Source organism: Marinobacter xestospongiae (assembly GCF_023156385.1).
Classification (GTDB): domain Bacteria; phylum Pseudomonadota; class Gammaproteobacteria; order Pseudomonadales; family Oleiphilaceae; genus Marinobacter; species Marinobacter xestospongiae.
In genome coordinates this window covers 230,306-242,761 of the sequence record NZ_JAKZAK010000001.1, presented here as the reverse complement: position 1 = coordinate 242,761, position 12,456 = coordinate 230,306, and the positions used below count along the sequence as shown (strand labels likewise).

Annotated in this window: 10 protein-coding genes; 2 read left to right on the top strand and 8 right to left on the bottom strand. The window is 51.7% G+C overall.

The annotated features are described in order from the left end of the window. Positions 1–263 precede the first annotated feature (263 nt). The gene (locus tag MLD24_RS01105) at positions 264–1,076 is read left to right on the top strand and encodes an alpha/beta fold hydrolase (protein WP_248163266.1); all 813 of its coding nucleotides are present in this window, start codon (positions 264–266) and stop codon (positions 1,074–1,076) included. Between the two features lie 336 nt (positions 1,077–1,412). Then, positions 1,413–2,900, top strand: coding sequence for a carboxypeptidase regulatory-like domain-containing protein (locus MLD24_RS01100; protein ID WP_248163265.1), 1,488 nt, complete (start codon positions 1,413–1,415; stop codon positions 2,898–2,900). Positions 2,901–3,198: 298 nt separating this feature from the next. On the opposite strand, the gene MLD24_RS01095 is transcribed toward MLD24_RS01100, so the two are convergent. The 8 genes from MLD24_RS01095 to MLD24_RS01060 all read right to left on the bottom strand — a co-directional run bounded on the left by MLD24_RS01095 (position 3,199) and on the right by MLD24_RS01060 (position 11,869). Continuing rightward, positions 3,199–3,537: a DUF2750 domain-containing protein gene (locus tag MLD24_RS01095; protein ID WP_248163264.1), complete on the bottom strand. Its 339-nt coding sequence runs from the start codon at positions 3,535–3,537 to the stop codon at positions 3,199–3,201. Between the two features lie 1,645 nt (positions 3,538–5,182). After that, positions 5,183–5,335, bottom strand: coding sequence for a hypothetical protein (locus MLD24_RS01090; protein WP_227174357.1), 153 nt, complete (start codon positions 5,333–5,335; stop codon positions 5,183–5,185). 12 nt (positions 5,336–5,347) lie between these two features. Continuing rightward, a complete protein-coding gene (locus tag MLD24_RS01085; RefSeq protein WP_248163263.1) occupies positions 5,348–5,800 on the bottom strand; it encodes a hypothetical protein in 453 nt (150 codons plus the stop codon). Positions 5,801–6,296: 496 nt separating this feature from the next. After that, positions 6,297–7,880: an IS1182 family transposase gene (locus MLD24_RS01080; protein WP_248163262.1), complete on the bottom strand. Its 1,584-nt coding sequence runs from the start codon at positions 7,878–7,880 to the stop codon at positions 6,297–6,299. 394 nt (positions 7,881–8,274) lie between these two features. After that, a complete protein-coding gene (locus MLD24_RS01075) occupies positions 8,275–8,928 on the bottom strand; it encodes a leucine-rich repeat domain-containing protein (RefSeq protein WP_248163261.1) in 654 nt (217 codons plus the stop codon). Positions 8,929–8,978: 50 nt separating this feature from the next. Continuing rightward, a complete protein-coding gene (locus MLD24_RS01070; protein ID WP_248163260.1) occupies positions 8,979–10,184 on the bottom strand; it encodes a hypothetical protein in 1,206 nt (401 codons plus the stop codon). Positions 10,185–10,881: 697 nt separating this feature from the next. Continuing rightward, positions 10,882–11,271, bottom strand: coding sequence for a hypothetical protein (locus MLD24_RS01065; RefSeq protein WP_248163259.1), 390 nt, complete (start codon positions 11,269–11,271; stop codon positions 10,882–10,884). Positions 11,272–11,368: 97 nt separating this feature from the next. Continuing rightward, positions 11,369–11,869, bottom strand: coding sequence for a hypothetical protein (locus tag MLD24_RS01060; RefSeq protein WP_248163258.1), 501 nt, complete (start codon positions 11,867–11,869; stop codon positions 11,369–11,371). Positions 11,870–12,456: the final 587 nt, after the last annotated feature.

Below are 12,456 nucleotides of genomic sequence, written 5' to 3'. Positions count from 1 at the left end.
CGGTGTTGCCAGCGCTTGATGTGGAACCACCACACCTGCGCACTGGCGCCTTGGCCAAGAGCCCCAGAGCGACGCAGTAGATCAGCGAATTCACCGGACGGGACACTGAGGCCGGCTTTTTTATCCTCTATCACCCGCGTTCACCAGATTATCCTCGACAATTCAGCATGTTGAGCAACCCGAACCGACAGGCGATACTGCTGCGACGGACAGATTCACTGATTCACCACGACAACCAACCGTCCAGTTCGCAGGCCTTCAACATGACCAAGTCCAACTCCGAATTTCTCATGCCCTACCAGCGCCAGGGACAGGGCGATGCCCTGATCCTGCTGCACGGTGCGCTGGCCGATCCACGCCTGTGGGCGCCTCACCAGGCGTCGCTGGCCAAGTCTTACGACGTCATCGTGCCCTGCCTGCGCCACTTCGGCGAAACCCAGCCGGCGCCAGGTTCATTCGGTCTCAACACCCATGCCCGGGACCTGCTGACCCTGCTGGATCATCTTGCGCTGGAGCGGGTCCACCTGGTGGCCTGGTCCTACGGCGCCGACGTCGCCCTCAATGCCGCCACCCTGGCACCGCAGCGTTTTGCCAGCCTGTGCCTGTGTGACCCCGGCTTTCCGGGCTATCTCGCAGACGAGGCCATGGCGGAGTTCGGTGCCGATGCCCAGGCTATGTTCGAACCGGTGTTTCCGCTGGCGGCAGAGGCCCAATGGCCCGAGGCCGTGCGTCAGCTGATCGACGGCTCCGGCGGGGCTCCGGGCTATTTCGACCGCCAGCCGGACGCCGTTCGCCAGCAACAGCTGGACAACGCCGGCAGCCTGGACCTGCAGCTGCACCAGAACGAGACCCCGAACCTCACCGCAGAAACCCTGGCCGGCCTGAACATCCCCACCACCATCGCCCGTGGCGAAAACACCCGGCCACTGTTCCGCGTGGTCTGCAACGCCGCCCGAAGCCACCTGCCCCGCAGCCGCGAAGTGATACTGGCAGACGCCAACCACATGCTGCCCGTGGAGGCGCCGGAGCGGTTTGTGGCGCTGATAGAAGAGCATCTGGAGGCATTGCCGGACTGATCGGGCATCAGACCAAAAGCCGAACAGGCCAGGCTGGCAATTCTCAAATCTCGCCGATACAATCTGTCGTCTTTGTTGTCACTCAGACCGCCTCTGCAATCCCATCGCAGGGGCGAAAACGATTCACCCGGAGTCGTCAGGATTATCCAAAAGCCAAGGAGGCTAACTGTGCTTTCGAAGTACCCATCTGCCCCGCGTGTTCGCGCAGCCACGTTCCGAACGTTGTCATTCAGCACCCTCGCAATCCTCGGGTTGAGCGGATGCGGCGGTTCTTCCGATGACTCACCGACCGGTGGACCCGATACCGGCAACCCAGAGAATCAGAGCCTCTCCGGAGTGGTTCGTAATTACTACACCGGCGATCCCGTACCCAATGCCGCCGTCACAGCTACGACCGCAGGTCGCGGCGCACTGGAAACCGTTACCACCGACGCCAATGGTCGCTTTGCCTTCAATGCCCCCGGAGAGCTGGAGCGTATCGCAGTCAACGCGTCGGCCAACGGTTTCGGGGATACCTCCGTCATTGCCGGCGAACACCTCAGCTGGAACAATGAAAATCTCGAACTGTCACTGCTGCCTGCTGATGTCATGGACACTTTCAATGCCGGTCAGGCGGTCGCCCTGAGTGTCGATGGCGTTGACCTGGTCGAGCTGGACGCCAACAGCTTTGTTGATTCCGACGGCAATCCATACAGCGGCAATGTCACCGCTCACCTTACCGTGATTGATCCATCGGGCGATCCCAGCCGCATGCCTGGTGGCTACGAAGCCATCGGAGCAGATGGTGAAGAAGGGCTGATGGAATCCTGGGGCGCGATCACAGCCACCTTCCACGGTGAAGCCGGCGACAACCTGCAACTGGCCGAAGGTCGATCTGCCACAATCCGCATTCCCATCGCGGATGCCCGCTCACCGTCCCAATCTCCCTGGAACATTCCGCTGTTCTATTTTGATCAACAGGACACTATCTGGCGTGAAGAAGGCAGCGCCCAGAAGGTGGAACAAAACGGCGAATGGTTCTATGAAGGCACCGTCAACCACTTCACCAGCTGGAATGCGGATGTCCTCTACGACGCCATCACCATCTCTGGTCGCGTGGTAGACGAGGCAGGCAACCCGATTGCCGACGCCATTGTCCGTTCCCAGGGCCAGGACTACATTGGTGGCTCCTCAACCCGTACCGCCGCTGACGGAACCTTTTCCCTTCAGGTTCGTCCCGATTCCGAACTGCTGATCTCAGCAACCCGTCTTACCCTGTCGAATACCCGTGAGATCACCGTCGGCAACAGTGATACCACACTGTCCGAAGACCTGGTTCTGTTCCAGGCCTCCGTTGCTCTGACTTTGACCTGGGGGCAGAATCCATCTGACCTGGACAGTCACCTTTACGGCCCGGCGAATGCCGACGGCAGCGAAGAGTTCCACCTCTATTTCGCCAACAAGACCGAAATCTATGACGATGCAACAATCAACCTGGATGTTGACGACACCCGCAGTTTTGGCCCTGAAGTTACTACGGTCTCGCGGTTCCCATACCCGGGCACCTACCGATATATGGTCAAGCGTTACGCCGGCTCAGGAACGATCTCTGACTCGCCGGCCAGGGTAGAGCTGTCTATAGATGGTGAAACCCAGGTGTTTTCACCGGCAAATGCCCAGGGCTCTGAGGGTGATTGGTGGCATGTGGTGAACTTCGTGGTCGACACCGATGGGTCAGTCACGACCCAGGTTGTCCAGGAGTGGAATAACAATGTGGGCTTTCTGGGCCTCCCAAGCCATCAAAATACTCAAACCAAACAACCGATCAAATCCTACGCCCGCTAACTGGCCGTCGTAAAAGCCAGACAGAAGAGGCCGGTCACTTGACCGGCCTCTTCCCGTTGACGAACCCAGTCATCGATGAAACGTTAGCTGCCCCTGCCAGTTTTCGCGGTTACGCGTCATCGCAGATTTTCAGGCATCACAGCCTGGCCAGCCAGTACTGCGGCCAAGACCTTTCGTTCTCATACCATCCAATTTTGAATCGGATGAGTATCAGGCGCCATGACTCGGAATTCTCGCTGTAGCACGGGGTACAGCAAAGGCTCGTCAGGGACGTCCGGCGACCGCAGGCCGCGCACTGTTACGTTTTGAGTCTGGCACGGAGGTCCTCTGCTGTGTAGGTGAGAGATTCCTGGCCGTAGCGAGGCGAAGCCAAAACATCAACGATCTGGAGGCTCGACGAACCCAACCAGGCAGCACCCAGGAAATTGCTCATCGGTACGAACACCGGGGACAGTCCTTTTTGGCTCAATTTCTCAGCGAACGCTCCTGCTTTTTCTGCGGATGACCAAACAGGAAGAGCCCTGCCACCATCCGCCTGTAAGGCATAAAGCGCTTGGCCAGCCATTAGCACCCAAACACCGCCTTGCTCCTGAACAGAGCTGATAAACTCGCGATCACCGATTATTTCTATATTCATTAAAATACTCTATACATTGTCGACGACGAAACGTAACACCGCGTTATGTGTGCGTTGTTGGTTGCAGTCACTGTACAAGAAAAACCGCATATAAACTTATTGGAATCGAACCTACCAGCCACCCGACCACAGCAAACGTTATACCCAAGTAATTTATGTTGTCACCTAAAAACTGAAAAATCAGCTTAAAACTGAGAATCGATGAAATCAGAAAACCTGACATAACCAAGACCAAGGAAAAATCTATTAGAAGATGATCAACACTCTCTCCATAAACAAATAGATACGCAACAAACGTAACAGCCAAGGAAATCACTGGAATTAGGTATAAGATCAAAAACTTCGTAGCCGCACCCATATATCCTCTTGACTGAATAGTCATCTGCCACATATCACCCAAATCAGCCGATGATTCCAGCAGTGGACTTCACCCACTTGTTAGCATCTCCCCACTGCCAAGAGGTAGGGGTGCCTTAAGCAATATCCGTACGCAAGAACCGACGGAAGAGCTAACAGAACGGCTAAGTTGTATGTTGCCCCCGACAAATACAAGGGGATAACAGCATATATACTCAGTTTCGCCGCCCCTAAGAGCGAAGTGAATAACTTTTTCAGGTTCTTGGCGCTTTCCTTTATTTCGTCGTTGGACGCGCTTTCTCCCCGAACCAAAAGTGCCTTTATTCCTGATGAAAGGCTATGTGCTCTATAGGCCAATATAAGAATCGTGAGACCGAAGATGGCAAACAATACAGGAAGATAGCCGGAGAGTATGCTTATTAGGTGATCTCGAACTTGCGCATACCGATCAACTTCTAGTATGACGATGAAGAAAAACAAAGGTGCTACCACGATTGCAAAGCGTAGCAGGAGTAACTTTCTTGAATGTCTTGCTATTTCCACCGTACTCACTGGTGACTATCCTTCTCTTGAGGCTAATGCGAAACCTTGCTGCAATCTTGGAGCCGCATAGCGGCAGAAAATTTTTTGACAACAGCGACTTGTTAAAAGTCTGTATCACTTCCACCCGAGGAATCAGTTCCCTGAGCATGTGAGGGCCCACCCTTCTGGTCTTGTGCCGATGAAAACACTGAGCCCAAGAAAATGTAGCTTAGCAATGGGACGCTTGGCTTCCTATTCTGCCCTACGAACTCATCCCCTAGCGCGGCAGCTGTCACAGTGGGGCCTATCAATGGAACCAGCCATACGAATAAGACAATGGCTCGTTTCTGGCCCACTTCAAGCGAATCAGATCGCGATACGTGATACGTCACGAATGCGGCAGAATAAATAACTACCAACCCAAGAATAGTGAGAAGAGCCGGGCCAAAATACTGCATGGTCATCCTTAACTTTTAGCGCCAGCCAGCATGCGCGGCTACGGAATGGAGGCGAAGCCGCAATGTTGTAGCCATCGCCGTGACTGGCTTTGTTGTGTACTACTTGTCAGAATTCTCGTCATCCTCGAGATCAAGATGCTCAGGTCCACCAGATAGTCGCCCCAAAGGCTCATCCTCATCCACTGGTGGAACAAGATTTTTCTTTCTTAACTCCTTAGCTCTCTCTCTGACTCGTTTCCTCGCCTCGGAGACAGAAGGATCATGCGAAGATTCACTGTTTTCACTCATAACCCACCCTACACTTTCAATCAGTCTCTGAAGGTATTATTAATCTTTCCTTCAGGTTCTTTGGGGGCAAGAACTGGCTTGTTCTCACGGACCTTTTTCGAATATTCCCTGACTTTTTTTCGCATTGAATCAGTCGTTGGTTCATCTTTCTCATTAGTCTCAAATCTATTCATCGTACCGTCTCCTTACAACACTTTGCTCATATATCTCGGTTTTTTTTTGGCAGCAGTAAAAAGTCTATACCCAAGCTTCCCGTAACTTCTTATTGCTCCATCAACTGGATCTATAACCCTTGACTCTTCGGCGCCAAGTGCATAACCAAACATTTCAACCGCTGTCAGTGCAATATAGGCGACCCGCCCTTTCAAAGGGTGGATCGGGGAAGTCGAGCCCTCCAAAACCTCAAGCCTTACGTGCACATTCTTTTCAGACATCTTGCCGAGAGCAAGCCCACAAAGCGTTCCCCCGTACCATATGGCAATCTCGGTACACTTCGGGTACTTTTCTCTATATACCGTTGACCATGTAGCCCAGTCCCATCCACCATTAGGAGGTTTCCTTGTGGTAGTACCGACACTCCACTCCCTGTATTTTGCTAATGCAAGGTTATTGATCGGTGTCAACTTCACCAGCGGCATATTGATTGCTTAAGGAACCTCCTTATACACATCTAGCCGCACTTCCTCATACTTTTTCTTGAATTCCTGGTAACTTTTCCTCGATTCCACATACTTTCCTCCTTGTTTCCTTGTACACAACGAGGCTGTAGAAAAACTCGTTTCCGAGTCGTCCGTGGTGTTCCTGCAGGTGGTGGCGGATCAGGCGTCGCAGCTTACTGCGCTTTCTCTCCAGTTCTTTGAAGGTACCCGACCATTCCTTGGCGGCGCTGGAGGGCATCTTGCAGCCATCAATTGAGGTGGGGATTTCGGTTTTTTTCTACAGCCTCAACGAGGCTGTAGAAAAACTCGTTTCCGAGTCCTCCCTACCACCTGATCCCCAATTTTTCTGTCGCCAGCATCAGCTTGGCCGATGACTCGCAGCCCGTGTTTGTCTAGCCATTCAGCAACATCAGCGCCTTCAGGGACGCTATGATTGGCTTCCTGTAGCCCTTTTTGAGGGGCCTTCGCCCTCACATCATGCCGCCAAGTGCCCATAGTTCGCCAATTTCTCAATGTTGTGCACCAGGCAATACAGCTGCCACTGGCCCTGCACCTTCTTCTTGCCCCGCAGGCTGAAGCGGTTCAATCGTTTCGTGGTGCCGATGTTGCCGAACACCGGTTCCACCACCGACATTCGGTGGCTGTAGATCGCTTTGCCCTCCGGGCTGTCCACCCGATGCCTCATCCAGTCGGTGTAGTTGGGCTGGCGTTTGTTTTCGATGGTGAACGAAACCTGCCTTCCCGAGCCTTTGCGGTGATCGGCGGACGTCGGGTTCTGCATACATCGGTGCTTCTTGGGGCAGTGCCGGCATTGCAGTAACCGCCCTTCGAAGTGAACCCGGGTCTTGCCGTTCTCGGCTTCCTTCTGGCTCCGGTAGGTCAGAGATTCACCCGCCGGGCAGATGCACGTCAGATTCACCGGATCGAACTGGAATTCACTGGCCGGGATGATGTTTTTCCAGCCGGTATTCGTCTGGCTCTGGTGGCGTTTGCCGTATTTGGCTTTCTGGTTCTGGAACTTCGGGTCGCGGCTACGGAATTTGTTGTCCGGGATATAGCCGTTGATCTGTCGATTGTGCAGGTACTTCATGTTGGCTTCGTTGGCGAAGCCAGTGTCGGCGGTGATGATGGTGTTTTGTTGGTAGATGCTGTCGGCAATGCCCAGCTTGCGGTAGCGGGCTTCAACGGTTTCCAGTACCGGTTGCAGGGTGTGGTGTTCCTGACCTTCCCCAAAAGCCTGGGCGTCGATGATGACCTGGTGCTTCTTGTCCACCGTGGCCAAGCCGTTGTAGCCCTGGATCGTGCCCTTGCTGGTGGTCATCTTGGCACTGTCGTTATCGGTAATGTTGCTCTTCACTTCCTTGCTCCGCTTCCCCCGGCCCATCCTTGGGCGGTTTGTCTTTAGGAAGCGGTCTACTTTTTTCAACGATTCATCCAGCGAGAGGATCGTCTTCGCCCGGCGGATGTCCCGGTCCAGTTCGGCCTCGGTCTCTGCCTCGTCTTTCTCGTGGTGTTCCCGCAGGTGGTGGCGGATCAGGCGTCGCAGCTTGCTGCGCTTTTCCTCCAGTTCTTTGAAGGTGCCCGACCATTCCTTGGCGGCGTTGGAGGACATTTTGCAGCCATCAATGGCGAAGAGTTCATTCCCCAGCAGGCCCTGCTCATGACACACCAGCAGCACCTGCTCGAACAGTGCCTCGATTTCATCAGCGTAACTGCTGACAAACTTCGCCAGCGTGGTGAAGTGCGGCACGGTATCGCAGGATAAGGCCTTGAAAAGGATGTTGGTCTCGCAGCACCACTGCATTTCACGGCTGGAGGTGATGCCTCGGGAATACGCAAACAGAATGACCGGCAGCAGGATGGCCGGGTCGTAGGCCCGACGACCGGTGTTCTCGTTGCGGTACCGAGGATAAAAGATCGACAGGTCCAGCTTGTGCTGGACCAGGTAGTGAACCGCGTGCTCGAAAGTCCCTGGCTGAAGTTGATCCCGGTAATTGATCACCACCATCGAGTTTTGATCGTGGTTGTAGGGCCGGAATCGGGGCTTGGCTTCTAGCATCGGACACTCCTTGTCTGTTTGTACAATCCTAGCAAAACCGGTGGGGATTTCGGGGGTTTTTCTACAGCCTCAACGCCAGTGGTAACGGGCGGCAACGGAGCGCAGCGTAGTTGCGCGTCCTGTTGACCATTTGGTTAGGCATTTCGACCGGAATCAAAAATCTCAACCCCAACTACATACTGAGCATACTCATGGTAGCCTTCTAGGAGCTCATCCATTCCCTTTTTATCTAGAATGTAAATACTCAGGTACGGCTCATCCTGATATGGGGTTATGAAGGTATGGATTACCAAAAGGAGAAGCGCCAGAGCGCCCAAGCTGGTGGAAACGGCGACTAAAGCTGTCTGCAGCGACGTAGGTGGTCGCTGCAGACAGGCCGGCCCAGGTCACCGGGCTACAGCGCAGAAAACTCTGCGTGTTCTATCGCCGAGTCCAGAAAAATGTTGTTGATGCGATTCATAAACCGCTCCGGCATGCGCACGCGCTTAATGTGCTCGAGGCCTTGAAAGCCTTGGGGGCCGATCTCTTTGATGTGGTGTGGGATCACCAAATCGACAAAGTTGTTATAGGCAAAGCCACTCACACGAATCTCTACGACCGATTCTGGCAATGACAGTGATGTCAGCGCATTACGTGTGAAGCAATAGTCGGGAATAGTTTCCAGCTGCGCTTCAATTTTCAACTCTTCCAAGGCGTTTCTGGAAAACGCCCCATGACCGATGTAGGTAATTGCCTCTGGGATCACAAGGCTCTTTAACCGGTTGTTGTAAAACGCGTCCTGGCCTATGTAGTACAGCTTTTCGGGGAAGGAGATACTCGTCAGCTGGTTTGTAGAGAAAGCTTCCGCGTGAATTTCTTCCAGAGTTGTAGGTAACACCACGGACTTCAGGCCTTTGTTCTTAAAGGCATAGCGGTATATACCCCTGACCACCTCACCCTTGATTGTTTCGGGGATCACCAAATCGGTGGCGTCTCCGTGGTAGTCGCCAATAACGACGCCGCCGTCTTCAACTTCATAACACTCAAACAGGTCCTCTGAGCTCGACATTTCTTAGCTATCCTTTTGGTTTTTTGGCGTTGAAAAGAACTTAATCGCCATCATTGCGGATTATCTCCATGGCATTGTTGTCGCCCTGAAGCGTATTCGTGCGACTCGATGGTCGATTTCATTGATTGCCACTGGCGTGCGGGAAGAACCCGTTCGAGCAATTCCAGTTCATTGGCCGCCTCGAAATCCCGAGCGGTCACAAAAAAATCGTCGTCGGTTCTGATTAATGTTGCCAGTCGAGGGTTGTTCATTAGGCGGCGGCAAAACTCGACGTAAAACGTGATTACCAGTTCTTGTTGGCTCTCGAACTCCAAAGCGTCCAGCTGTGCATTGAGCTGGTCGAACAACGCACTGCAGCCTTGATGAAAGTCGACAGCGTCCAGGCCTCTTTCGCTGAAAAGCTCCGCGTCTGGTGCATTCAGCCAGCTTAACGGTGCATACTCCGGATTATCGTCAACCTCGTGCGGTTGGATCAGCGCCAGGGTAGGGGGGAAGGGGCCCTGGAGCGAATACTCGAACAACACACAGCGTACTTCGACGCTTTCCAGCGATTCCTGGCTCAGCCCCGCCAGCAATCTGCTCTCAATAGCCTCTTTGGCCTGTTCCAACAGTTCCTCCAGCGAAAGCGAGTTCATTGCCCGGTCGTAGAGTATGTCGCCGTTGTCGAGTGACTCTATGCGGTCAACCGTATAGTCGTCGTCTGCAAAATAGACCCGCTGTCGTTGCTGGCAGGTGTAATCGTGCGCCGGATTGACGCTCTCTCTGGTAATGTCACACATCCAGCGTTGGCCGTCCGCAGTGCCGCACTGCTGATACTGGTACCGTTGGGTTAAGCGCACGTGGGTGTCAACGCGCTCGTAGAGCAGCGGCAGCCCCTGATCGTCGCGGGTTATTCGTTCAACCTCCACAGCGTTGACGTGACCGTCGTTGTGGTAAGCCTGCAAGCGGGTTTGGGAGTTTTCCTCGCGCTGGAAAAAGAAATCGTAGCGGATGTCTTCACCATAAACCTGGGTGGCGTATTCGAGTTGCCCGTCACTCAATGCGAGAAGGAACCGGTCATCGCCTGGCACCTCTTCAACGGTGGGGTACAGGGCCACCTGAGCGGGGCTCAGGTGCAGCAATTCAACCGCAAAGGGCTGCAGCGTAAAGAAGTCCGCGCCGGCAAATACGATCTGTGCACCGCGGTTCGTAGCGCGTTCCAACAATTGAGGATACTCTTGAGGCAACGCTTCAAACAACTCGAGTACATCCCTCATGGTGTAATCAACCTCATCCCGTGGTAGTGGCTATAAGCAAATTATCAATCGACGCAATGCCTCATTTATGACCCAAAAATCCGGAGAAATAAAAAATATCATACTTTTCAGAAAGTTACGAGTTCTCTGCGCAATCATTCGTAACGTGAAGTTTTGTGAAAACCGGGACAGATTTATTTTCCCCCGGTGAAGCGGTGGAAAAATTGTCCGACAACAGCGGCTGGTTATACATGAACCTCCTCCGGGATCTGAGCCAATAGGTCAGTAACCCCGATATCCACGCCGGGAGCGCCAGCGTAGGTGCGTCCGACAACAGCCACTTTTTATATTACTCACCAATGATGCCAGCCCCTACAGCCCAGCGCTTAATTTTCTTAAAGTCTAACTTTCTCAAAAAGCTTCCGAAGAAGAATCCAGGAACGAGCCCCAAAAATAAAGACCAAGGATATATAGCCCCATTAATGCCCCCGGCTAAATTAGTGTAAACAGTTAGCCCTGCAAAAAGGACCATCATGAACATCCATAGACAGCCAAAGATATTAAATAATATATTTATAATCCAGCAATAACCTTGGATTAACGACATATCTTCCTTAACAAAACAAAATATAATGGCGCCATAAAAAGCGAGCAACTTGTTGCGAGTCCATCGCTGAAAGCGCGATTTTTGATGGCTTTGTTAGCACCTGAACCAGCATTAAAACACACGCCTAAAAGTGCAATTTTCACCGTCTTCTATGGTGAGCTCGGATTCCCACGTTGAATTAACGTTAACCCCACAGTAGCTAAATAAGACTGACGCACCAATAGTTATATATGACAACTCAAACTCATAATCTTCGTACGGCTTAATTTTACTAGCAACTTCAGAGTCAAGCTCTACAACTTTGCCTAGTAGTTGGCTAAGGATCAGCTTGTCCATATTGGTCAGTTCGGATCTACCTTCAAATATTATCGTAAATTCACAATCGCCCGTGCCGAAGTCATAGCAAAGATCGCTTTCGTCTAAATACCATTCATCATACTTGTAATCTTTAACGAAGTTCGGTGGATTCTTTTCTCTAAGAGTATGGATATTGTTGATCATAATGTAGTGCTAACGCCGATGTTCAGCGGCCGGGTTGCGAAGCGCAGCGGAGCAAACCGGTCCGGTGGAGGCCCGCCAGGGCCGGAACGAACTGCAACTACTTGTTAAGTGTTTTCTTTGAGCCTCCTGGAAGCATCAAGCCTTGCTTACTTTTTTCTTTTGGGGATAAAGCAATAGCTGCCTGATTTCGGTATGCACCATTTAGAATATTGTAATTATCCCATAGACCATCAATCACGTCTTGAGGGGCATTTTCTGGCAAGCTGTTTATACGATCCAAGACTTCATCACATGCAATTCGATTCTGAGCAATCATTTTTTCTAGCTTTATTCCATTTCGCCCTCTATATACAAGAATTCCCCCGATAATGCCGAGAGCTGTAAGCGGAGTTGAAAGTAATAACGCGGATAGAGCAATGTACGGTGCAATCAAAGCGCCTGCCAGTGCTCCGATAATTCCGCCTGCGGCACCAAACAGAGTGGACGAACTACTAGCATCTGCTTTTTCCGATGCTTGTATTAATTTATCTAGGGTTTTCTCTGTGTTGCTCGTGACGCTCTCAAGGTCAGAAATTGAAGACTCAATATCTTTTTTCATTGAGTCTCTCCTCTGAATAATGTAGTGCCTCTTCGGCTCTATCTACTGCCTTTCGTTGTTGGTAAATATATTCACTTACCTGCCTTAAGATTGCTCTATGCTCGTAAAAACTTGATGAGGATTTAAAAATAAAGTAACCAAGAAATACACAAATAGGACCTAGAAATTGATGAATTTCAGGGCTAACTAAGATAGATCTATTTGGGTTAATTAACACAAACAACGTTAGTAGTAGCAACGAAAAAGAAAGAAACAGCGAAACCAAGGAGAAAATGGTTTTAAACTTTTCTTTTTCCTTGATTCCGTATAGACCAGATAACTGTTGCTCGGACCTATTCAAGAGAGTCTTTAGCCAATCTCTTTTTGAGTAGAACTCGTTGGGATTATAGTTTTCTATCATTTTTTCCTCACTATCCGCAGATGGTTACCGCACACTTAACAACAATTAGACCGCGTTCCGCGATATTGCGAAAAAGCCGATTCTAGATAACTCCGCATTTCACACATCCCGGCACGGGTTCAAGTTTTCGATTAAACAACAGCTTAGCGCACTTCTCATTGGGTCACCATGTAATCGCTTGGCTTCC